This window comes from Allobosea sp. 01N443 (assembly GCF_056399325.1).
Genome location: NZ_JBFTRC010000060.1, coordinates 1 through 22,227, shown reverse-complemented (window position 1 = coordinate 22,227; position 22,227 = coordinate 1). Strand labels below are relative to the sequence as shown.

The 22,227-nt window shown below is 64.8% G+C and carries 17 protein-coding genes; 6 read left to right on the top strand and 11 right to left on the bottom strand.

Going from position 1 to position 22,227, the window contains the following annotated elements; all coding sequences use genetic code 11:
• Positions 1 to 19: 19 nt before the first annotated feature.
• Together AC1DRP_RS16500 and AC1DRP_RS16495 are read right to left on the bottom strand one after the other, a co-directional pair.
• On the bottom strand, positions 20 to 994 hold the full coding sequence (locus AC1DRP_RS16500; RefSeq protein ID WP_476769008.1) for a sialic acid TRAP transporter substrate-binding protein SiaP: 975 nt from the start codon (positions 992 to 994) through the stop codon (positions 20 to 22).
• A 39-nt stretch (positions 995 to 1,033) separates the two neighbouring features.
• Positions 1,034 to 1,789 (bottom strand): FadR/GntR family transcriptional regulator, encoded by a 756-nt coding sequence (locus tag AC1DRP_RS16495; RefSeq protein WP_476769007.1) that lies wholly within the window; start codon positions 1,787 to 1,789, stop codon positions 1,034 to 1,036.
• 344 nt (positions 1,790 to 2,133) lie between these two features.
• On the opposite strand from AC1DRP_RS16495, the gene AC1DRP_RS16490 reads away from it, so the two are divergent.
• Positions 2,134 to 4,482, top strand: a complete 2,349-nt coding sequence (locus AC1DRP_RS16490) for a multicopper oxidase family protein (RefSeq protein ID WP_476769006.1) — start codon at positions 2,134 to 2,136, stop codon at positions 4,480 to 4,482.
• A gap of 95 nt (positions 4,483 to 4,577) precedes the next feature.
• On the opposite strand, the gene AC1DRP_RS16485 is transcribed toward AC1DRP_RS16490, so the two are convergent.
• From AC1DRP_RS16485 to AC1DRP_RS16470, 4 genes are read right to left on the bottom strand one after another with little or no spacing between them, the layout of a single operon-like run.
• Complete coding sequence (locus AC1DRP_RS16485) at positions 4,578 to 5,357, bottom strand: ABC transporter ATP-binding protein (protein WP_441506084.1); 780 nt, start codon at positions 5,355 to 5,357, stop codon at positions 4,578 to 4,580.
• The gene (locus tag AC1DRP_RS16480; protein WP_476769005.1) at positions 5,354 to 6,127 is read right to left on the bottom strand and encodes an ABC transporter permease; all 774 of its coding nucleotides are present in this window, start codon (positions 6,125 to 6,127) and stop codon (positions 5,354 to 5,356) included. Before AC1DRP_RS16480 ends, AC1DRP_RS16485 begins: the two co-directional genes overlap by 4 nt.
• Positions 6,128 to 6,129: 2 nt before the next feature.
• Positions 6,130 to 6,636: a mismatch-specific DNA-glycosylase gene (locus AC1DRP_RS16475; RefSeq protein WP_441506083.1), complete on the bottom strand. Its 507-nt coding sequence runs from the start codon at positions 6,634 to 6,636 to the stop codon at positions 6,130 to 6,132.
• The gene (locus AC1DRP_RS16470; RefSeq protein ID WP_441490064.1) at positions 6,633 to 7,601 is read right to left on the bottom strand and encodes an ABC transporter substrate-binding protein; all 969 of its coding nucleotides are present in this window, start codon (positions 7,599 to 7,601) and stop codon (positions 6,633 to 6,635) included. Before AC1DRP_RS16470 ends, AC1DRP_RS16475 begins: the two co-directional genes overlap by 4 nt.
• Positions 7,602 to 7,841: 240 nt before the next feature.
• On the opposite strand from AC1DRP_RS16470, the gene AC1DRP_RS16465 reads away from it, so the two are divergent.
• The gene (locus tag AC1DRP_RS16465) at positions 7,842 to 9,206 is read left to right on the top strand and encodes an acetolactate synthase large subunit (RefSeq protein WP_476769004.1); all 1,365 of its coding nucleotides are present in this window, start codon (positions 7,842 to 7,844) and stop codon (positions 9,204 to 9,206) included.
• A gap of 104 nt (positions 9,207 to 9,310) precedes the next feature.
• Here the strand turns inward: AC1DRP_RS16465 and AC1DRP_RS16460 are convergent, their stop codons facing one another.
• The 4 genes from AC1DRP_RS16460 to AC1DRP_RS16445 form a co-directional block, all read right to left on the bottom strand.
• Positions 9,311 to 10,354 carry a histone deacetylase family protein gene (locus AC1DRP_RS16460; RefSeq protein ID WP_441506081.1) on the bottom strand — a complete coding sequence of 348 codons (1,044 nt, stop codon included), beginning with the start codon at positions 10,352 to 10,354 and terminating at the stop codon, positions 9,311 to 9,313.
• A gap of 91 nt (positions 10,355 to 10,445) precedes the next feature.
• The gene (locus AC1DRP_RS16455) at positions 10,446 to 12,782 is read right to left on the bottom strand and encodes a putative bifunctional diguanylate cyclase/phosphodiesterase (protein WP_476769003.1); all 2,337 of its coding nucleotides are present in this window, start codon (positions 12,780 to 12,782) and stop codon (positions 10,446 to 10,448) included.
• Between the two features lie 68 nt (positions 12,783 to 12,850).
• The gene (locus AC1DRP_RS16450) at positions 12,851 to 13,474 is read right to left on the bottom strand and encodes a TetR/AcrR family transcriptional regulator (RefSeq protein WP_476769002.1); all 624 of its coding nucleotides are present in this window, start codon (positions 13,472 to 13,474) and stop codon (positions 12,851 to 12,853) included.
• The gene (locus AC1DRP_RS16445) at positions 13,471 to 14,658 is read right to left on the bottom strand and encodes an acyl-CoA dehydrogenase family protein (RefSeq protein ID WP_441490070.1); all 1,188 of its coding nucleotides are present in this window, start codon (positions 14,656 to 14,658) and stop codon (positions 13,471 to 13,473) included. The genes AC1DRP_RS16450 and AC1DRP_RS16445 overlap by 4 nt, the downstream gene beginning before the upstream one ends.
• 106 nt (positions 14,659 to 14,764) lie before the next feature.
• Here AC1DRP_RS16445 and AC1DRP_RS16440 point away from each other — a divergent pair, with 106 nt between their 5' ends.
• A complete protein-coding gene (locus AC1DRP_RS16440; RefSeq protein ID WP_476769001.1) occupies positions 14,765 to 16,348 on the top strand; it encodes an acyl-CoA carboxylase subunit beta in 1,584 nt (527 codons plus the stop codon).
• An 8-nt stretch (positions 16,349 to 16,356) separates the two neighbouring features.
• Positions 16,357 to 18,348 carry an acetyl/propionyl/methylcrotonyl-CoA carboxylase subunit alpha gene (locus AC1DRP_RS16435; RefSeq protein WP_441506077.1) on the top strand — a complete coding sequence of 664 codons (1,992 nt, stop codon included), beginning with the start codon at positions 16,357 to 16,359 and terminating at the stop codon, positions 18,346 to 18,348.
• A 181-nt stretch (positions 18,349 to 18,529) separates the two neighbouring features.
• Here the strand turns inward: AC1DRP_RS16435 and AC1DRP_RS16430 are convergent, their stop codons facing one another.
• Positions 18,530 to 19,111, bottom strand: a complete 582-nt coding sequence (locus AC1DRP_RS16430; protein ID WP_441506076.1) for a hypothetical protein — start codon at positions 19,109 to 19,111, stop codon at positions 18,530 to 18,532.
• 253 nt (positions 19,112 to 19,364) lie between these two features.
• Here AC1DRP_RS16430 and AC1DRP_RS16425 point away from each other — a divergent pair, with 253 nt between their 5' ends.
• Both AC1DRP_RS16425 and AC1DRP_RS16420 read left to right on the top strand, forming a co-directional pair.
• Positions 19,365 to 21,665, top strand: coding sequence for a DUF3141 domain-containing protein (locus tag AC1DRP_RS16425; RefSeq protein ID WP_476769000.1), 2,301 nt, complete (start codon positions 19,365 to 19,367; stop codon positions 21,663 to 21,665).
• Between the two features lie 8 nt (positions 21,666 to 21,673).
• Positions 21,674 to 22,227 (top strand): phosphate acyltransferase (locus AC1DRP_RS16420; RefSeq protein ID WP_476768999.1); only part of this gene is annotated, 554 nt, incomplete at its 3' end.

The window sequence follows — 22,227 nt, the reverse complement described above, 5'->3', positions numbered from 1 at the left end:
CCCGATGCGACGGATCAGATCACTTGATCGCCTGGATGCGTTCCCAGTCGGCCTTGCGGTAGCCGAACTGCTCGAAGCTGACATTCTTCTGTACGGCAGCGAGGAAGTCGGCCTTGTCGATCTCGGTGACCGACAGGCCCTTGTCCTTGAAGACCTGCACGAGCTTGACCTCGTCGGACTGGATCTTCTTGGTCGCACGCTCGGCAGCCTCCTGCGCGACGTCGGTGAAGATCTTGCGGTCTTCTGGCGAGAGCTTGTCCCAGAGCTGCTTGGAGACGACCGTGTTGAGGTGGTCGACGATATGTCCGGTCAGGACGATGTGCTTCTGCACCTCGTAGAACTTCTTCGCCTCGATCGTGTTGAGCGGATTCTCCTGCGCCTCGACCGTACCGTTCTGGAGCGCGAGATAGACCTCGGCGARGGCGATCGGCGTCGTATTGGCGCCGCAGGCGCGTGGCATGGCGAGATAGGCCGGCACGTCCGGCACGCGGATCTTCAGCCCCTTCATGTCCGCGCAGGTCTTGATCGGCTTGTTCGCGGTGGTGTGGCGCGTGCCGTAATAGGTGACGGCCAGGATCTGGTGCCCGCTCTTCTCCTGATAGCCCTTCGCCATCTCCTTGAAGACGTCGCTCTTCACGTAGGCGAGGAGGTGGTCCGGGCCGCGGAAGATGAAGGGATAATAGGTCACGCCGATCGGCGGATAGGCGCGGGCCGCGAAGCTCGAGCCCGAGATGATCATGTCGACGGTGCCCAGCGTCAGGCCCTGGTTGATGTCGGTTTCCTTGCCGAGTTGCGAGGCCGGGTAGACCGTGATCTCGTATTTGCCGTTGGTGCGCTTCTTGATCTCGTCCGCAGCCCAGACCGACTCGGTGTGGAACGGCTCGGATGTCTCGTAGACATGCGCCCATTTCAGCTTGGTCTGGGCCTGGGCCGGCGCCCCGGCAAGAACGAGGCCGGCGGCAAAGGCTGCAGCCAGTGTCAGATAGCTCTTCATCAGGTGTCCTCCCATGGACTCGAAGATCGTTGCTTGGCGTCAATTCTTGCTGGCCGGGCAGGAGTTGACGCTCTCCTKCCCGCTTGAAACCCCTTCACCGAAACTCTGCGAAAAACGCTCCTGCGAGCAGCGCAGGTGCCGGCGCATCGCGGTGCTGGCGGCCTCTCCCGATCCAGCGGCCAGCGCATCACGGATAACCCGGTGCTCGGCGACGGCGGTGCGCCAGGATGTCTCGTTCTCGAAGTAGCTCGCGAGTTGCTGGAAATACGGATTGATGCGCTGATCGAACAAGGTGCCAACAAAGCGCGCCAGAACGGAGTTCCCCAGGATTCCGGCGATCGCGACATGGAAGGCGCGGTCGAGCGCGACGAGTTCGTCGCTCGGCAATCCGGGAGCCTCCATTCCGCACAGGATTTCCTCGAGGCGCGCGAGATCCTCGCCCGTTGCCTGCCCTCCCGCCTCGGCGCAGATCGCGCTCTCCACCAGCTCGCGGGCCTTCAGGACCTCGAAAGGCCCCTCGGGCGCATCATCGGAGACAAGGATGGCGCTGGGAACCGGACGTGGCGGATCGATCACGTAGACGCCGGAGCCCATGCGGATACGCACCCGCCCCTCGACCTCGAGCGCGATCAAGGCCTCGCGCACTGAAGGACGAGAGACGCCGAGCTTTTCCGCGAGTTCCCGCTCAGGTGGCAGGCGTGCGCCAACGGGAAACTCCTGCCGGTCAATGAGATGACGCAGCTGATCGGCGATCTGACGATAAAGGCGCGGCGACTCGACGGCTTCGAGCGGCACGTGTCACTCCCCGGTCCATCCCCTGCCTCGGCAGTACCGAGGTCAATTTGGCCATGTGGTCAGGCCAATTTTGGAGAAGAAACCATCGTAGCGACCGGCATGTCAATGAGCCTTCGCAGGCAGGCGCCTTCCGTTCCAGCGATGGCCCTGCCCCTGCCGTTACGCCCCGTACCAGCAGCTCGGTCTTTCAGAACGCCAGCGGCCGATGGTACGGCTGAGTGCGACCAAGGTCGCGGACTTTGGTTTGTCGATTTGTCCGACCATGGTCTCTCCCCGCAGTCCGGCCTCATGGGTATAATTGTTGAGGCGGCTCGCACCCATTGGCCAGATGCGGGGAGGCGGACATGTATCTTCCGCGCGAGACCACCGGCGTCCTGTTGAAGGAAGCTGAGCGCGCTCTGGAAAACCGGCTCGAGATCGTCAGAGCCCTCGCCTTGGGGCAGATCACCAAACGCGATCTGCTGCGCTGGGGATATTTCGCGACCGGCGGGCTTCTGATCGCGAGGAACGGGCTCGGCCGGTTCGTCGGTAGCGCCTATGCCGACAGCGTGCCGCGCAGCCCGACTTTCGGCGCAGTCAAGTTCCAGACGCCGATGCCGCGGGCCGAGCTTCAGAGGCCGGTCCCGCTGCTGCGCCTGCCGAATGGCGATGCGGCCTGGCAGACGGGTGGGGGCGGTACGGAACTGGCCGCCAGGAGCTTTTCCTATCACACCGACTTCACCAATTCCGGCGGTGCGGTCTTCCGCAATCCGGTGACCGGTGTCGGGCCGTTCGAGGGGCGGCCGCCCGGCGAGTTCTTCGCGCATCAGCGCTGGGAGGAGCTTTACCCGAAGGTGGGCTATCTGCTGTCGGTCGGACAGGTCCGACCGGGCAGCAAATTCGGCCAAGGGCTGCCGGACCAGAACGCGAACTCCGTCTGGTCCTTCGGCCCCCGGCAGCCTGGGCAGACGGGGAATGCCGCCGGCCTGCGCACGGGGTTGGCGAGGCCCGTTCTGATCAAGGCCCGCTACGGCGAACCGATCCTCACGCGAATCTACAACGACCTGCCGGTCGACCGGGCCATCAATGGCGGATTCGGGCGCAACGAAAGCTCGGTTCACCTTCACAATTCGCATAACGGCGCCGAGAGCGACGGTGCCTGCAACGCGTTCAATTTCCCCGGGACTTTCTATGACTATCACTGGGCAATGGCCATGGCGCGGCGCGATTTGCCGAGCGTCTGGCCGACCAGCGACCGCGACTTTGCGCGCAAGGCCTCGGGACCCGACGATGGCAACGGCCTGGTTCAGGTCCCGGGCGATTTCCGGGAGATCCAGGGCAGCCTCTGGTTCCACGACCATCGCTTCTTCTTCACGGCGCAGAACGTCTACAAGGGCATGTTCGCTGTCTTCAACATCTACAGCGGCCCTGATCGAGGCCGCGAAGATCTCGATGACGGCATCAACCTGCGGCTGCCGAGCGGCTCGCAGCTCAAATGGGGCAATGTCGATTTCGACATCAACCTCGCGATCTCGAACCCGGCCTTCGACGCCAATGGGCAGCCCCGGTTCGACATCTTCGACACCGATGGCTTCCTGGGTGACATCCTGTTGGTCAACGGCACCTATTATCCGTATTTCGAGGTGCTGCCGCGACGTTACCGCTTCCGCCTCCTGAACGTCTCCGTCGCGCGCTTCATCAAACTGGCACTCGGGGTCAACAAGAGTGCTCGCTTCTCGCAAGCCACCAAAGTTCCGTTCTACTTCATCGCCAATGACGGAAATCTGGTTGTCAGTCCGATCGCCCTGACCGAGCTGGACGAGCAGGGCGTTGCGGAGCGCTACGACATCGTTGTCGATTTTTCCGCCTTTGCGCCAGGCGACAGCATCTATCTGGTGAACCTGTTGCAGCAGACCGACGGGCGCCGGCCAGACGGCGCCGTCTCGATCGACAGGGCACTCAAGGCTGGCGGTGACGATCCTTGTGTCGGCCCCTTCCTTGAGTTCCGGGTCGTGAATTCGCTGCAAAGCGTCGACAATCCCGGCAAGATCTACAATGCCAGCAATCCGCTCGACAAGGATCGCAGCGTCAATTTCACCGATCCCGAGTGGCGGTCCGGCGCCAAGACCCTGACCAGTCAAATCCCGATCGTCGCGCCAGTGCGTGAGCGGACCCTTGAATTCGGCAGGTCAGGGGGTGGAGATTCTCGCAATACTGCTGACGGGCAATGCATCCCCGATTGCGGCAATGCCGATTCCTTTCCCTGGACCATCAAAGTCAACGGCCAAGCAGCGCACTCGCTCAACGCCAACCGCATCTCCCTCCTGGTCCCCAAGCCGGGCGAGGTGGAGCACTGGACCCTCGTCAATGGCGGGGGCGGCTGGGACCACCCGATTCACCTTCATTTCGAGGAAGGCGTCACCATCGACCGCGGCGGAGCTGCCATTCCCGCAACGGAGCGCCTTGTACGCAAGGATGTCTGGCGCCTGCGGCCCTCGRGCAAGGTGAAATTCCAGGTGCGGTTCGGGGAGTTCGGCGGGGCCTATGTGACCCATTGCCATAACGCCACCCATGAGGATGCTGCTGCGGCTCCAGCTCCTGACGCCTCCACCCGGAGATCCGAACTTCAAGGGCCAGCCGCAATATGTGGTGACACAGACGCCGATCCCGACGCCGAACGGCGTGACCTTCAAGCAGCCCGAAATTCTACCTGAAGGAGATCCCCGGAAACTCAGAGTTGCAGGATCTGCACGCTCCTGACCAAGACAGGGCGACCGATCGCCGGAGCTCCGCTGCACAAGATCGCGGGCTAAGCCGCGCTCGCCATCACCTCTGCCCGGATCTCCTCGACCAGCCGCTCCTTGAGCGCGACGAATTCCGGGCTCGTCTTGATCGTGTAGGGCCGCGGATGCGGGAGGTCGACCGGGATGTCCGCCTTGACGCGTCCCGGCCGGGCGCTGATCACCACGACGCGCGAGGCCATGAAGATCGCCTCCTCGACGTCATGGGTGACGAAGAGCACGGTCTTCTGCTCACGCTCCCAGATGCCGAGCAGCATTTCCTGCATCAGGGCGCGTGTCTGGTTGTCGAGCGCGCCGAAGGGCTCGTCCAGCAACAGGATCTTTGGATCATTGGCGAGGGCACGCGCGATCGCGGTGCGCTGCTGCATGCCGCCCGACAGCTGCTTGGGGAAATGGTTCTCGAAGCCCTTGAGACCGATGCGTCCGGCCCAGTCGACGGCGATCCGCAGCCGCTCCGCCTCCGGCACGCCCTTCTCGCGCAGGCCGAAGGCGATGTTCTGCGCCACGGTCAGCCAGGGAAAGAGGGTATAGCTCTGAAAGACGAAACCGCGATCCGCACCGGGCCCTGTCACCGTCTCGCCATCGAGCAGGATGCGCCCTTCCGTCGGCGTCTCCAGCCCGCCGATCATGCGCAGCAAGGTCGACTTGCCGCAGCCGGAGGGGCCGAGAATGGTGATGAAGTCGTTGTCGGAGACGCTGAGGGACGTCGGCATCAGCGCCCGTGTCGCCTGCCCACCGTGACGCGCGGGGAAGGATTTTCCGACATTGTCGATGATGAGCTTGCTCATTTCGCGGCCCAGGGGAACAGGCGCTGATTGACCGCCTTGAACAGGAAATCCGAGATCAGCCCGATCAGGCCGATGACGATGATGCCGAAGATGATCTGCCCGGTGTTCAGCAGCGCCTGGCTGTCGGTGATCATGTGGCCGATGCCGGAGGAGGAACCGATCAGCTCGGCGACGATGACATAGGTCCAGGCCCAGCCCAGCACCATGCGCAGGATCTCGGCGATCTCGGGCGCAGCATTGGGCAGCAGCACGCGCATCACCACGGAACGGTCGCTGGCGCCCAGCGTATAGGCGGCATCGACGAGATCGCGCCGGATCGAGCCCACCGCGACGGCGATCATCAGGATGATCTGRAAGAMCGAGCCGATGAAGATSACSAGCAGCTTCTGCGTCTCGCCGATGCCGGCCCAGAGGATCAGCAGCGGGATGAAGGCCGAGGCCGGCAGGTAGCGCGCGAAGGAGACGAAGGGCTCGAAGAAGGCCTCGATCGGCTTGTAGGCGCCCATCAGGATGCCGAGCGGCAGCGCGACGATGACCGCGAGGATGAAGCCGCCGAGGACACGCCAGATCGTCATGCCGATATCGAACGCGAAGCCGTATTCGACGAGCAGCTTGTAGCCCTCGCCGACCATGGTCAGCGGATCGGCCAGGAAGAGGCGCTGGACATAGCCGCCGAAGGTCGCGACCGACCAGAGCGCAACGAAGAGTACGAAGAAGCCGAGCCCCAGCGCGACGCGGGACGGGACGGAAACGGGCTGAAGCGGCTTCATCGTCAAATCGCCCGCGAACGCCAGGCCGAGGCCAGTTCCTGCCAGGGTTCGACCGACCAGAAGCCCGAGGCCGCGCCGGAGGTCGATGGCAGCACGAAAGTCGCGCAACCCGCGACATCAACCAGCTGGCGGCCATAGCCGATGGCAGCACTGGATTGACCCAGCACGGCCTCGGCCGCCCGCTTGCCGTTGAAGGCGATGAAGGCCGGAGCCGTCGCACGCATCTTCATCAAGAATCCTTCAACATCGAAATGAGCACGAACGAGCGCGGCATCCGGCCCGGAGGTCGCTTTCGCGACGTCGGTGAGACCAAACCCATAGTCGAGCAAGTGAGGAAAATCCTCAGGCCTGAATTGCCGGGGAAGAAGGCCGATGGTGTGAAGCACCCGCCAGAACTTGTTCCCCGGTCCGGCGTAATAGGCGCGCCGCAAGGCTGAGGCGCGCCCGGCCTGAGTGCCGCAGAAGACGATTCCCAGACGTGGCGCAAGCACGTCCGGCAGGATCGTCACATCGCACCGCCCGAAACGAAGCGCGTATCGACCAGCGTGGTGATATCGGGCTTCGACTTGATCAGGCCGATCTCGAGCAGCAGGTCGGCCGCCTTGGTGGTGAAGGCCTGCCATTCCCCGGAGAAGAACTTCTTGTTGCCCTCGGCATCCGACCAGCGCAGGAAGCCGGCGGATTTGCCGAACTGCTCACCGGACTGCTTCACGTCGGCGCCCATGATGCCATAGGCCTTGGCCTGATCGGCCTTGATCAGTTCGAGCGCCTCGAAATAGCTCTTGGTCAGCCCCTTCACGGCAGCCTCGTTGCCCGCGATGAAGGCCGGCGTGCAGCCGAAGGTGTCCATCACCATCGGATAATCGAGCGTGGTCGCGATGATCTTGCCGGCATCCGGCTTGTCGCGCACGGCAGAGAGATAGGGCTCATAGGTCATGGCCGCATCATTCTGGCCGGCGATGAAGGCCTGGGCCGCCGGGCCGGGCTCCATGTTGACCACGGTCACGTCCTTGACCGACATGCCGTTCTCCTTGAGGAACCAGGCGAGCGCGAAATAGGGCGACGTGCCGGGCGCAGAGGCAGCAACCGTCTTGCCCTTCAGATCCTTGATCGAGCCGGTCGCGCTACGCACCGCCATGCCGTCGGCGCCATAGCTCTTGTCGAGCTGGAAGAGCTGCTTGGTCTTGATCCCGGCGGCGTCCCAGACGATCCAGGTCTCGACAGTCGTGGCGGCGCACTGGATATCGCCGGAGGCGATGGCAAGGTGACGGTCCTTCTGCGGGATCTTCTTGATTGACACATCGAGGCCATTCTTGGCGAAGATGCCGGCCTCCTTGGCCAGCACCAGGGGCGCGAAACCGGTCCAGCCGGAAATGCCGATCGAAACCTTGGTCTGCGCCTGTGCGCCCGTGGCAGCCAGCAGCGCCGCGAAGCCAAGTCCGGCCGCGGCTCCGATACGCTTCAAACCTGTCATGTCGAAACCCTTCCCCTGGTTGATGTCGTTCGCGCCCGTGAGACTTAAAGCCCATCGCCTCATCCGAAGCGGGATGCAACCTTCATTCCAAGGCAGGTTAAATGCATATGCAAAACCGTCAAGGCGGCGATCAGTTTCCTGAACGAAGGTGATAAATTTCTCTTGTTTGACACCGGACGAGGGTTCCGTTCCCTTCGCAGGGTCCTGCGCGCCGCGCATCTCCCAAGAGGTCCTTCCAGAATGAACGGCGCCGACCGCCTTTGCGATACCCTCCTCGTCAATGACGTGGATGTCTGCTTTGCCAATCCCGGCACCTCCGAAATGCATTTCGTCGCGGCGCTCGACCGCAAGCCGGAGATGCGCTGCGTACTCGGCTTGTTCGAGGGTGTGGTGACCGGTGCGGCCGACGGCTACGCCCGCATGGCCGACAAGCCGGCGGCGACGCTGCTTCATTGCGGCCCCGGCATGGCGTCCTATGCCGCCGCCATGTCGCTGCCGGGCGTAACCACCGTGATCCTTCCGGCGGATTGCGCCTGGGGCAGCGTCGCGCCGGCCAAGCTTGCGCCGGTCGCGGTGCCCAAGCTGAAATCGGTCGATATGACCGCCGTGAAGGAGGCCGCAGCCGCCCTTCGCAAGCACGGCAAGCGTGCCGCCCTGATGATGACCAATATGGCTTTGCGCGAAGGCCCGATGGCGATGGCGGCGCGGATCTGCGCCGTCACCGGCGCGCGCGTTTTCGGCCAGATGTCGAATGGCCGCATCGAGCGCGGCGTCGGCCGTGTCGCCCTGCCGAAAGTGCCCTACCCGGTCGATATCGCGCTCGAGGCGCTCAAGGATATCGACCTTTTGGTTCTGGTCGGCGCCAAGGTGCCGGTCGGCTTCTTTGCCTATCCGGGCAAGCCCGGCCGCCTGATCCAGGACAGCTGCGCGGTGGTGACGCTGGCCGAGATCGGCGACGACCTGCCGCTCGCGATCGAGGCGCTGGCCGATGAGCTTGGCGCGCGCCAGAGCCAACCGCTCTATGTCGCGGAGCCTCGCAAGGAGGTTGCTGCCCTGCCGACCGGCGCGCTCGACGCCGACAAGGTCTGCACGATCGTGGCGACGCTGCTGCCCGAGAACAGCATCATCTGCGACGAGTCGGTCTCATCGGGCCGCGTCTTCTACCAGCAATGCCACAACGCCCCGCAGCACGACTATATCCAGCTCACCGGCGGCGCGATTGGCGAGGGCATTCCACTCGCGATCGGCGCAGCGGTGGCCTGCCCGGACCGCAAGGTCATCGGCATGCAGGCCGATGGCTCCGGCATGTATACGGTTCAGGGCCTGTGGACACAGGCGCGCGAGAATCTCGACGTCGTCAYGGTGGTCTTTGCCAACCGGACCTACCAGATCCTGCATGGCGAGATGCGCGCCGTCGGTGTCAATGATTTCGGCCGCAACGCCAAGCTGATGCTCAATCTCGACGAGCCGGCGCTCGACTGGGTCTCGATGGCGCGCGGCATGGGCGTCGAAGCGGGCCGCGCGACCACCGCCGAGGAATTCACCAAGCTGTTCCAGGGCGCATTGTCCCGGAAGGGACCGTTCCTGATCGAGGCAGTGATCTGAACTTCGCCTGGCGCGGAGGCCGGGCTTGCCCCGGCCACCGCGCCCTATTGTGGCTTCAAGGCGTGATGCCCGGCCCAGGGCCGGACATCACGAGGGCGCCGTCTTCAGGCGCCAAAGCCGGTCAGGAAGCCGTCGAGGCAGCCGCCGATCGCCTCGATCGCATAGCCCCCTTCCTGCACCACCAGGGTCGGCAATCCCATGGCCTTCACCTGCCGCCCGATCGTTCCGAAATCGCAAGCCTCGAGCTTGAGCACACCGATCGGGTCGTCCTTGTGCGCGTCATAGCCGAGCGCGATGACCAGCGCCTCGGCGCCGAAGTCACGGATGGCCTTGCCGGCACGATCGACGGCGGCTTCCATTTCGGCGCCGCCCGCGCCATGGGCGAGCGGCAGGTTGATATTGAAGCCCTCGCCCGCACCGTTGCCGCGCTCGTCCGCATACCCGGTGAAGAAGGGATAATAGTTCACCGGGTCGGCATGGACCGAGATCGTCAGCACATCCGAGCGGCGGTAGAAGATCTGCTGCGTGCCGTCGCCATGATGCGCATCGACATCAAGGATCGCGACCTTGCCGAACTTGGAGCGCAGGCGCTGGGCCGCAACCGCCGTATTGTTGATGTAGCAGAAACCGGTGGCGCGATCGGCACGGGCATGGTGGCCGGACGGGCGGCAAAGCGCATAGACCGCGTGCTCGCCGGCCAGGATGGCGTCAGCACCTGAGACCGCCGTCTCGGCCGAGCGCAGTGTCGAGGTCCAGCAGTGCTCGCCGACCGGCACGGAGAGATCGCCGAGGAACCAGCCGAGCTGGCCCATCAGGCCGGTTGGCCGACAAGGCGAACGCATGTCCTCATCGACCCTGCCGCTCCAATAGGGGAAAGTGTTGGGCCACGCTTCGGGGCCACGCTCTGGCAGTTGGACCCAGCGCTCCCACAGCGTCTCGAGGAAGCGGACGAATTCCTCGCTGTGCACGGCCAGGATCGGGTCGACGCCGTGAGCGCCGGGGCGCTCCGGCGTGATGCCATGGCGGGCGAGCGCGCCCAGCAATTGCTCCGTGCGTTCCGGCAGATCCTTCGGCGCGACAACGCGGCCGAAGCGCATGTATTGCTGCGGATCGTGAAGCGACTGGTCCGGGTGATAGAAGGCGCGCATGCGGAAACGGTCCTCGGATTGTTGATCTGCACCATCCCCTCGACGGTGCGCGAGCTTGCAATGACATGCTTAGCAAGCGCCGGGCGCGTGGTCAGGCCGCAGCCACGCCGCCCCGGTCTGCATCCATGGCGGGTTCGGCCGGCTGCAAGCCTGACTGCTGGCTCAGCCACGGCACCCGATGCGCCGGGACCGGACGGGAATAGCGATAGCCTTGCGCGAAGCTGCAGCCGCACTGGCGCAGGAAGGCCTCCTGCTTCCGTGTCTCGACGCCCTCCGCGATCAGATCCAGCTTCAGGTCGGCCGCGAGGTTGATGATCGCGCGCACGATGGCAGCATCCTCCCCACCCTCGTCGAGATGGCGGACAAATCCGCGATCAATCTTGATGACATCGACGGGGAAGCGCCTGAGATGGGTCAGCGACGCATAGCCGGTGCCGAAATCGTCCAGCGCGACGGAGACCCCGCGCTGGCGAAGCGTCTTCAGCGCGCGCTCGGCATCCCCGGCCGCGCGGGCCAGGAGCACCGTCTCGGTGACTTCGACGCCAAAGCAGGATGTCGGGACGCCCGCCTCTGCCAGCTGGGCCAGCAGCTTCTCCGAAAACTGCGGATCGCGGAACACCGCTGGCGCGAGATTGACCCAGACCCGCGGGACCGTGATCCCCGTTGCCAGCCAGTTGCTCAGATCGGCAATCGCCTTGCGCAGGATGACATCGCCGATCGCAGAAGCGGTCTCCGGATCTTCCAACCCATGGACGAACGCGGCTGCCGGTACGATCCCGCGTTCCGGATGGCGCCAACGTGCCAGCGCCTCAAGGCCATCGATGGCGCCAGTGACCAGTGAAACCTGCGGCTGATAGAAGGGCAGGATGCGGTCCTGCGCCAACGCCTCGGCCAATTCGCGGCAAATGGCGACGCGCGCGTTCATCGCCTCGCGCATGCCGCTGTCATAGACCACCGCCATGTTCCGGCCCAAGGCCTTGGCGCGATAGAGCGCGAGATCGGCATCCTTCATCAGCTCGATCGGAGCGCTATCATGCTGTGGCGCAAGCGCGATGCCGAGACTGGCGCGAGAGGAAATCGCGTGTCCGAGATGGCTGAGCGGGCCACGCAGCGCCGTCAGCAGCCGTTCCGCCTTGGCCTGAGCCTCGGGCACGTCCATCGTCTCGGTCGAGAGCACCACGAATTCGTCGCCGCCCAGTCGCGCGACGAGATCTCCGGGGGCCGTATGGCGCAGGAGGCGCGCGGCCGCTTCGTTCAGCAGGGCATCTCCGGCATCGTGCCCAAGCGTGTCGTTGACCGATTTGAAGTCGTCGAGATCGACCAGGAACAGGCTCACGGTCTCGCCATCGCCGAGATCCGCCAGGGCTTCCTGCAGACGCTCCTGGAAGAGCAGGCGGTTCGGCAGGCCCGTCAGAGCGTCATGCGTCGCCTGCCAGCGAACATGCGCTTCGGCGGCCTTGCGCTCGGTGATGTCGACAATGCCGGCGACGATCGTCGAGGACTGGCCCATCGACAAAGAGGTCGCGGTGATCAATGCGTCGCGGCTCGTGCCGGATCCGTCACGGATCTCGGCCTCGAACTCGCCGACATGCGCGCCGCGAAGCAATTGCCGGGTCAGGCTGCGCCGGCTTTCAGCATCGACGAAGACATCCGGCACAGCCACCTCGCGCAGATCGCCTCCCGCTCCCTTGCCGAAGAAGCGCAGCGCCGCGTCATTGGCCCGCACGAAGCGCCCATCCGCCACCGATGCGACGACGAGCGGGATCGGCACGGCCATGAAGAGGCGCTCGATCATGGCGCGGCTCTCGTCGAGCTCCTCCTTTGCAGCCCGCTCTGATTGGGTCGCAGTCCATTCCAGCCGCCTCAGGCGGTTGGCGTGGATCACGACCAGGCCGAGCGCGAAGTTCAGCATCGCCAGCACGAGCACCAGCCCGACGAAGGTGCTGGGATAGGGGCCCGAACCGAGATAGCCGAGCAGCATGAGCAGGCTGGTGCAGACGCCGAGGATGAAGGTCCAGCGGAAGGATATCGGCGCCACCAGATAGAAGATGGAGGGCAGCAGCAACACGACGAAAAGCGCCAGATCGCTGCGCGAGCTGACCAGGAAGGCGACCGCCACGGCGCAGCCGACCTCCCACAGGACGGTCACGGCCTCGGCCTGCTTGAAGCGGGTAGCCCTGCGGATCAGGATCGCACAGAGAACCGACACCGCCACGACGGAGAGGCGTGCTGACACCGCGACGAGGAAATGCGGCGTCCCGAAGAAGCGCCAGTCGCTGACGAGGAAGAACGTGTTCAGCAGCGCCGAGATCAGGAAGATCAGTCGGCACTGCCGGAGGGTCTCCGGCAACCGGGCCGCCTGGAAGATCTCCTCCCGGTCGGAATCGCGGAATTCTCCACCAAATCGGAACAAACTGTCGCGTTGCATGCCGCATCGTTACGATGCGAAGGTCAAAACCGCGTTAAGGCAGCCGGAACTTGTTGCAGCGCAATGCGTCAATCGGGCGTGGCAAGCCCGGCTCGCGGCGCAATCAGAGCGGCGAATTCGCGTGCCAGTTCCGGGATGTCGAAGCGCCCGGGGCGGTACCAGTCGGTGGAGCCGTTGAGGGCGCCGAGCAGGAAGAGGCGCAGCGCCTCCGGCGAACGCTCTGCGGCGATCACATCGGCGGCCTGAAGCTCGGCGATCAGGAGACGCCAGACGTCCTCATAAGCGCGGCGAACCCTGYGCACGCTGTCCGGCACCGACATCGCGCCGAAGGCAAAGGCCTTGATGCTCGCCGAGGTGTAATCGCCATGGCCATGCAGCGCCGTCAGATGTGCGTGAATCGCGCATTCCAGCCGGGCACGTGGCTCGGCCCCCTCGGATCCCTGCAAAGCGGCAACCACCGCCTCCTGAACGAAGCGAACGCCGTCATTGACGACGGCCTCGACGATCTCCTCCTTCGACGCGAAGTGATAGTAGAGGCTGGCCTTGCGGATACCGACCGCCTCGGCGATCTCGCGCAGGGTGGTCTGGTGATAGCCACCCTGGCGCAGCAGGCGTGCAGCCGTGTCGAGGATCAGCCGGCGCGCGCCCCCTTCTACGGCACCGCGCTCCGCTTTCGTCGTCTGAATGCTCACAACCGCTTCGCCACCTCTTCCAGCATGACTTCGGTGGCCCCGCCGCCAATCGACTGGACCCGCGCATCCCGCGTCAGGCGTTCAATGGCGCTTTCGCGCATGAACCCCATGCCGCCATGGAACTGCAGGCAGGCATACATCACCTCGTTGACCAGTTCGCCGCAATACGCCTTGACCATAGAGACCTCGCGCGTTGCCTCAGCGCCACGGGCGTCGAGCCAGGCGGCGTGATAGACGAGCTGGCGCCCCGCCTCGACCTTGGCGGAGAGCATGGCGAGCTTCTGGCGGATGGCCTGCTTTTCCCAGAGTGGAGCCCCGAAGGCTTTGCGGGTGCGGACATAATCCAGCGTGAGATCGAGCGCAGCCTGCGCCTCGCCCATCGCCATCGCGCCGATGACCGTGCGCTCATTCTGGAAGTTGCGCATGATCGCGTAGAAGCCGCGCCCCTCCTGGCCGAGCAGGTTCGCGGCCGGGATGCGGCAGTCCTCGAAGACGAGCTCGGCGGTGTCGGAAGAGCGCCAGCCGTGTTTGTCGAGTGCGCGTGAGACCCGGAAACCGGGCGTTCCCTTCTCGACCAGGAAGATCGAGACCGATTGCGAGGGCCTGGCCGAGAGATCGGTCTTGGCGGCGACGCAGTAGAGATCGGCATGGACACCGTTGGTGATGAACATCTTGGCGCCGTTCAGGACATAGGTTTCGCCCTCGCGCCGTGCCGTGGTGCGGATGCCCTTCACATCCGAACCCGCGTCAGGCTCGGTCACCGCCACCGCGCAGATCGTCTTGCCGGCGATGATGTCCGGCATGTAGCGGTCATGCTGCGCCTTGCTGCCGGCATTGAAGACATGGACAGAGGCCATGTCGGTATGGACCAACGCGGTGATAGCAACGCCGGAGAAAGTCGAGCGACCAAGCTCCTCGGCCAGGATCACGGTCGCCAGCGTATCCATCTCCGAGCCGCCGAATTCGGCGGGGTAGCGGATGCCGAAGAAACCGAGCTCGCCCATCCGACGCAGCACCTCCCGCGGCACGAAACCGGCCTCCTCCCAGGCGAGCGCATGCGGCTTGATCTCGGTCTCGACGAAGCGGCGCAATTGATCGCGCAGCGCCTCGTGCTCCTCGGTGAAGTAAGGCGAGCGGCGCAGCTCTTCGTCGGTCCTGGGCCCCAGTCTGTCCACCGCCGTCATCGCACTCTCCCCGCTGCTTGACCTCTCGGCGCAAAGTCGCCTACCTAACGGACGGTAGGTGACTTGATCAACGAGATCAAGGGCGAGCGCCGAGGCGGGAGGAACCATGTCTGCAGGCTCCACGAGCGAAGCGCGCGCAAACGTGCCCCCGCCTCTCACCGAGATGCTCGCCACCCTGCGCGAGCGCCATGCCCTCGTCGCCAATGGCGGCGGCCCCAGAATGCGCGAGCGGCACGAAACGCGCGGCAAGATCATGGTGCGCGAGCGCATCGACCTGCTGCTCGACGCCCAATCCCCCTTCCTCGAACTCTCGCCGCTGGCAGCCTGGGGGCTCTACGGCAACGAGGTGCCCGGCGCCGGCATCGTCACCGGCATCGGCACCGTCTCCGGCCGTGCCTGCATGCTGATCGCCAATGACGCGACGGTGAAGGGCGGCTCGTTCTTCGCCGAGACAGTGCGCAAGCATCTCAGGGCGCAGGAGATTGCCGAGGAACATCGCCTGCCCTGCCTCTACCTGGTCGATTGCGGCGGGGCCTTCCTGCCGGAACAGGACCGGGTCTTTCCGGACCGCGACCATTTCGGCGGTTCCTTCTACAACCAATGCCGGATGTCGGCGGCCGGCATTCCCCAGATCTCGCTCGTCTTCGGCGGCTGCACCGCCGGCGGCGCTTATATTCCAGCGCTGTCCGACGAAGTGATCATGGTCAGGGGCACCGGGCGCATCCATCTCGGCGGCCCTCCGATCGTGAAGGCTGCGATCCACGAGATCGTCGATGGCGAGACCCTGGGCGGGGCCGAGATGCACACCCAAGTCTCGGGCGTCAGCGACCATCTGGTCGAAACGGAAATGGAGGGCCTCGCCAAGCTCCGCGAGATCGTCGGCTCGCTCGGCGAAATCGGCAGGCTGGGCGCAGCGCCCTACCCGTCCGTGCCACCGCGGCTCGATGCGGCCGAACTCGAGCACATCGTCCCGACCGACCTACGCAGATCCTATGACGTGCGCGAGGTGATCGCCCGCGTCGTCGACGACAGCAGCTTCAATGTCTTCAAGCCCGATTATGGCGCAACGCTCGTCACCGGCTTCGCCCGCATCCACGGTTACCCCGTCGGGATCATCGCCAATAATGGCGTGCTCTTCTCAGAATCGGCGCTGAAGGGCGCCCATTTCATCGAGCTCTGCGACCAGCGCCAGATCCCCCTGATCTTCCTGCAGAACATCACCGGCTTCATGGTCGGCACCGCAGCCGAACGCGGGGGCATCGCCAAGCATTCCGCCAAGCTGGTCTATGCCGTCTCGAATGCGCGCGTTCCCAAATACACCGTGCTGATCGGCGGCTCCTATGGCGCCGGGAATTACGGCATGTGCGGGCGCGGCTTCCGGCCACGTTTCCTGTTCTCCTGGCCGAATGCCCGTATCGCCACGATGAGCCCCGAGGTTGCAGCCACGGTCGTCACGGAACTGCGCCGCCAGAGCCTGAAGGGCGCGGCCGACGAGGCAACGATCGCCGAGCTCGATCGCAGGACGCGGGCCCAGTTCGAGGAGCAGAGCGACCCGTATTATGCGACTGCACGGCTCTGGGATGACGGGATCATCGAGCCGGCGCAGACGCGCGACGTGCTCGGCCTGTGTCTCTCGCTTGCCGCAGGCGAAGCGCGCGACACCTCCCCTCGCCCCGTCTACCGGATGTGACCGCCGCCATGTTCGAGAGCATCCTGATTGCCAATCGCGGCGAGATCGCCTGCCGCATCATCAAGACCTGCCGCCGTCTCGGCATCCGCGCCATTGCAGTCCATTCCGATGCGGACCGTGACGCGCTGCATGTGCGCCTCGCGGACGAGGCCATTTCCATCGGCCCGGCCCCCGCGCGCGACAGCTATCTGCGAGCCGACCGGATCATCGAGGCTGCACTGGCGACAGGCGCGCAGGCGATCCATCCCGGCTATGGCTTTCTCTCGGAACGGCTCGACCTGATCGCCGCCTGCGAAAAGGCAGGCATCGCCTTCATCGGCCCTTCGGCCACCGCCATCGCTGCCATGGGCGACAAGATCCGCTCCAAGCAGATCGCGCGCGAGGCCGGCGTGCCGGGCGTGCCCGGATATGACGGGGCCGACCAGTCCCGCGACGTGCTGAAGCGGGAGGCGTTGCGCGTCGGTCTGCCTGTCATGGTCAAGGCCTCTGCCGGTGGCGGCGGCAAGGGCATCCGCAAGGTCGAACGGGAGGAGGATCTCGATGCCGCCATCTCCGCGGCGGGCAGCGAGGCACAAGCCGCATTCGGAGACGGGCGCCTGCTGATCGAGAAATTCGTGACGCGCCCGCGCCATGTCGAGGTCCAGGTCGCGGGCGACAGGCACGGCGCCATCGTCCATCTCTTCGAGCGCGATTGCTCGGTGCAGCGCTCCAACCAGAAACTGATCGAGGAAGCGCCAGCCCCGAACCTGCGGGATGAGACACGCGCGGCCCTGCATGACTACGCCTTGAGGTTGTCGCGCGCGATTTCCTACGACAATCTCGGGACCGTCGAATTCCTTGTCGATGCCGTGACGCAGGAGGTGTTCTTCCTCGAGATGAACACCCGACTGCAGGTCGAGCACCCGGTCACCGAAGCGATCACCGGGCTCGATCTGGTGGAATGGCAGATCCGCATCGCGGCAGGCGAGCCCCTGCCGCTGGCCCAGGGCGAGATCCGCTGCTCGGGCCACGCCATCGAAGCCAGGCTGACGGCAGAGCGGGCGGACCACGGCTTCCGGCCCGATACCGGTGTGATCAGGCTGTGGCGGGAACCGCAGGCGGCGCGCGTCGACAGCGGCATCGCAGCCGGCAGCGAGGTCACGCCGCATTACGATTCCCTGCTCGCCAAGGTCATCGCCCATGCGCCCGATCGCACGAGCGCGGCCCAGCGGCTCGCCAGAGGGCTGGATGGGATGGTGATGCTCGGGCCGGCGACCACCCGTGCGTTCCTGGCGGATGCCCTGAGAACTCCGAGCTTCACGAGGGGCGAGGCCACAACCCTGTTCCTGAGCGAGAATTTCCCGGGAGGCTGGAAGCCGCAAGCCGTGCCGCAGGACCTGCTCAATGCGGTGGCGGCGGCCCTCTGGCTCACGGCGCGCGGGACCGAGCCCGACGGCACGCCATGGCATGCGCTCAAGGGTTTTCGCCTTCTCGCGCCTGCCGGAAGGCCGGCGACGACGCATCTGGCCATCGGAGCCGGCGCAGATGCGACGCGGCTCACTATCGAAACCCATGATGGCTTCCTGCGCGTCGCGTCAGCCGGTGGCCAACATGATATCGCGCTCCGTCGCGGTGGCTCGGACGCCGAGTGGGTGGTGGCCATGAGCGGGGCGAGCCAGATGGCATACGCCGTCTGCGACACCCAGGGTCTGCTCCTGCGCCTCGGCGGCTTCGAAGGCCGGATCGAGATCGCGTTCGCGATCGAGGCCGCAGCAGCGCGCCGCGATGCGGGCGGCGATTCCGGCAGCACCGTGCGGGCACCGATGCCAGGAACACTTGCGGCGTTGCATGTCGCCGCGGGCGACACCGTCGAGGCCGGGCAGATCGTGGCCGTGCTGGAATCGATGAAGCTCTTCATGGAGTTGAAGAGCCCCGCCGGCGGAACGGTTCAACGGATCGGTCCGAGGGCCGGATCGACGGTGGCAGCCGGCGACATTCTGGTCGCGATCGAGCCGGTCTGAGCGCGAGCGCGGTGCCGATCGCCTCGCGTATCGGCCCGAACAGTGGATTGAGGCCCTCGGGAAAGCCGATGCAAACACCGAAAGTTAGATCTTCGGACCGGACAGGATCCGGTGCGATCGACTCTCATAATTTAGAGCATTCTCAATGCGAAAAACCGTTGCCACTCTTTCGCAGCATGCTCTAGGTGCCCACCGCCTTCGTCGGCGCGGACGTCTTCCTCACCGTAACCCGTGCCGAGGCGAGGCGCCTATAGAGCGTCCGCCGGCGAAGCATGGGCAGCCAGTCGTAGAGGAACATCTCGGCCGGCCTCCAGATCACGACCCAGCCGATGATCACGAAGCTCTCCTGAAGCACGCGCGCGAACGGGCCTTCGATACGCTCCGACAGCCACCAGCCGATGAAGAGACAGGCGCTCAGGACGATGAGGCCGATCAGGAAGGCCAAGCGACCGTCCCGAAACAGCTGCCGCATCGCCTTTGTCTCAGATCGCGCACGCCCGTCGAACCAATTGCCGATGGCCGCAGCAAGATCGGGCGCCGCGCCGCCGGATTCGCCGTCCGCCGCGATGTCGATGAGGATTTCAATGGCGCGATCCTTGGGCAGCTCCTCGGCCCATTCGACGATGTACTGCTCGGCATCCCCCGACAGGTCGCGCTGGCGGAAGGGAAACGGATCGAGCGTGTTGAACAACTGTGCACCATCGGTCAGGCTCAACTCAATCGTGCTCGCACTCCGCAAGCCCGGAGCTGCATTGTCAGCCATCAGTCACCGCCATTTCCCATGATCGCGCCAAGAGCTACCCCCATATTCCGGCTAAGGATATTGCATTGAATCCTGAACATCCTGCCGGCGAGCCGACTTGATTGAAGTCAATTCCCCGCGCCGGCGAATGCCGCATATGACAAGCCCCTCTTGCATAGGTTGCGCGGGCGTCTCAGTCTGGTGATATTGCAGTGCGAAAGATCATCGTGAAGTTTCTGACGTATCGGCCCCCCGGCCATATGAGGACAACGATATGGTGAGCGCATATTCCGTGACGTCGCCTGGCGCGACCGCTGCGATGGCCCATGCCGGCTCCGACCTCGCCGCGTATCTGGTCGACGTCGCACAGCGCAACGTGCTGATGCTCGATGTGTTGCGCCGGCGGGGCGACAATTACCTCGACCATCTGGCGATGGCGGCTCCCAATGTCCTCGGATTTGGCTTCGAGATCGTCATGAGCGGCCGTAGCCTGCCCCGTCCGGTCAATTACGGCCTGGTCCGGATCATTGCACCCGAAGGCGTCGTCACGGACGAGTCCTCACGCCCCTTCATCGTCGTCGATCCGCGTGCCGGCCATGGTCCGGGMATTGGCGGCATGAAACCCGACAGCGAAATCGGCGCAGCGCTCGCTGCCGGACATCCCTGCTATTTCATCGGCTTCCTGCCGGATYCGGTGAGAGGCCAGACGATCGAGGATGTGGGCTGCGCCGAGGCTGCCTTCATCGAGGCCGTCACCAGGCGTCATCCCGGTTACTCCGGCAAGCCTTGGGTCATCGGAAACTGCCAGGCCGGCTGGGCCGTGCTCGGGCTCGCCGCCGCCCGGCCCGAGCTGATGGGGCCGATCATGGCCGCGGGCGCACCGCTGGCTTATTGGAACGGCAAGGATGGGCTCAACCCGATGCGCTATTCCGGCGGCATGCTCGGCGGCTCCTGGCTCACCTCGCTGACCGGCGATCTCGGCGCCGGAATCTTCGACGGCGCTTATCTCGTTCAGAATTTCGAGAAGCTGAACCCGGCCAATACGTGGTGGAGCAAGCTCTACGATGTCTGGTCGAAGGTCGATACCGAAGCCGAACGCTTTCTCTCCTTTGAGAAATGGTGGGGCGGGCATGTGCTGCTCAACCGAGAGGAGATCGAGTTCATCGTCGAACAGCTCTTCGTCGGCAACAAGCTGACCAAGGGGGAACTGACGCTCTCTTCCGGCAAGCGGATCGACCTGCGCGAAGTCGCCTCGCCGATCGTCGTGTTCTGCTCCTGGGGCGACAACATCACGCCGCCGCAGCAGGCACTCGGCTGGATCACCGATCTCTATGGAAGCGACCTCGCGCTGATCGCAGCCGAGCAGACGATCGTCTACTCCATCCACCCGCAGGCCGGACATCTCGGCGTCTTCGTTTCAAGCTCCGTGGCGAAGAAGGAGCATACCGAGCTCACGGAGAACATGGATCTGATCGACATCCTGCCACCCGGGCTGTGGGAGGCGGTGATCACACCGCGCGAGCCCGGCYAAGACTACGCCGATCTTGTGACCGGCGACAATATCCTGCGCTTCGAGGCGCGCAGCCTCGACGACATTCGGGCCCTGGGACTGAACACGGCGGAGGATGACCGTCGGTTCGCGACAGTCGCCAAGGTCTCCGAGATCAATGCCAGTTTCTACAAGACCTGGCTGCGCCCATTCGTGCAGGCTGCCGCCACGGCGCCCGCTGCAGAGCTGGAACGCCGGCTCAATCCGCTGCGCTCACAGTTCGAGATCTTTTCGCACAACAACCCCTTCATGCGCGGCGTCAGCGGCTGGGCGGAACTCGTTCGGGAACACCGCCGCCCCGCGGCCCAGGACAATCCATTCCTGGCCTGGCAGGAGATCATCTCGCAGAACATCGTCGCCTCGCTCGACCTGTTCCGCGACATCCGGGATTCCACGACCGAACTCGTCTTCAAACAGATTTACGGCGCGCCTGCCTTGCAGGCGGCGCTCGGCGTCACCGACGAGACGGCGCGCCCGTGGCCAGCGGATCGCGACCGCGGCGTCGCGGCGCTCGAAGCAGGCCGTTCCGACCTGGCCCAACGGGTCGGACGCGTCAGCGCAAAGATCGCGATCCTGCGTGCGGTGATGTACGTCCTAGCGGCACGCGGCGGCATCGACGAACGGATCTTTGCCGTACTGCGTCGCCTGCACAGCAAGCATCAAAAGCTCGACGGCATGACGCTCCAGCAGTTCAAGCTCAACGTCCGCGAACAGTTCTTCATGCTGCGCTTCGACGGCGAAGCGGCGGTCGCAGCGATCGCCACGGTGTTGCAAACCGAGACCCCCCATCTATCGCTCGAGGAATTTCACGACATTCTGACCGCTGCAGGGCCGCTCGAAGGCGAAGCGCTTGTCCGTTTCGAGCGGATCAGCCGGATGTTTCCCGATCAGTCGCCGGTTCACGAAACGCGTGCGACCGCCGACAATCTGCATCGCTTGGCGAGCCGGTCGGTTGCACGCAAGGAGACAGCCCTCGACACTGCCTCGAAGGCAGCGCCCCACCGCAGTTCATCGCCCCGGAAGTGAAGCGCAGAATGTCTCAGCCTTCCCAAGCTGTCGCGAGCGCCCGATCAGGTCATGCTCACGACAAATATGAGCGCCTGATCGCGAAGGCGCGCGAATTTGCGCCGGTCATGACGGCGGTGGCGCATCCCTGCGACGAGTCCTCTCTCAGGGGTGCGCTCGACGCAGCAGCGCAGGGTCTGATCAAACCGATCCTCGTTGGACCCACCGCCCGGATCATCGCGACCGCCAAGGCTGCCGGGCTCGACATCGCGGGCTTCGAGATCGTCGATACGCCGCATAGCGTCGCTTCCGCGGCCAAGGCCGTGGAACTCGTCCGCAGCGGCAAGGCGGCCCTCCTGATGAAGGGCAGTCTGCATAGCGATGAGCTGCTCGCCGAGGTAACCAATAAGGAGACAGGCCTGCGCACCGGCCGGCGTATCAGCCATGTCTTCATCATGGACGTGCCGTCCTATGCCGAGCCGCTCTTCATCACCGACGCGGCCGTGAACATCTTTCCTGACCTCGAAGCCAAGCGCGACATCATCCAGAACGCCATCGATCTGCCAGAACGCCATCGATCTGC

Excerpts from the sequence above, each read along its gene's own strand:
- AC1DRP_RS16435 (WP_441506077.1), top strand. The coding sequence starts at position 16,357 with ATGTTCGAGAGCATCCTGATTGCCAATCGCGGCGAGATCGCCTGCCGC.
- AC1DRP_RS16455 (WP_476769003.1), bottom strand. The coding sequence starts at position 12,782 with ATGCAACGCGACAGTTTGTTCCGATTTGGTGGAGAATTCCGCGATTCC.
- AC1DRP_RS16440 (WP_476769001.1), top strand. The coding sequence starts at position 14,765 with ATGTCTGCAGGCTCCACGAGCGAAGCGCGCGCAAACGTGCCCCCGCCT.
- AC1DRP_RS16470 (WP_441490064.1), bottom strand. The coding sequence starts at position 7,601 with ATGACAGGTTTGAAGCGTATCGGAGCCGCGGCCGGACTTGGCTTCGCG.
- AC1DRP_RS16485 (WP_441506084.1), bottom strand. The coding sequence starts at position 5,357 with ATGAGCAAGCTCATCATCGACAATGTCGGAAAATCCTTCCCCGCGCGT.
- AC1DRP_RS16445 (WP_441490070.1), bottom strand. The coding sequence starts at position 14,658 with ATGACGGCGGTGGACAGACTGGGGCCCAGGACCGACGAAGAGCTGCGC.
- AC1DRP_RS16430 (WP_441506076.1), bottom strand. The coding sequence starts at position 19,111 with ATGGCTGACAATGCAGCTCCGGGCTTGCGGAGTGCGAGCACGATTGAG.
- AC1DRP_RS16460 (WP_441506081.1), bottom strand. The coding sequence starts at position 10,354 with ATGCGCGCCTTCTATCACCCGGACCAGTCGCTTCACGATCCGCAGCAA.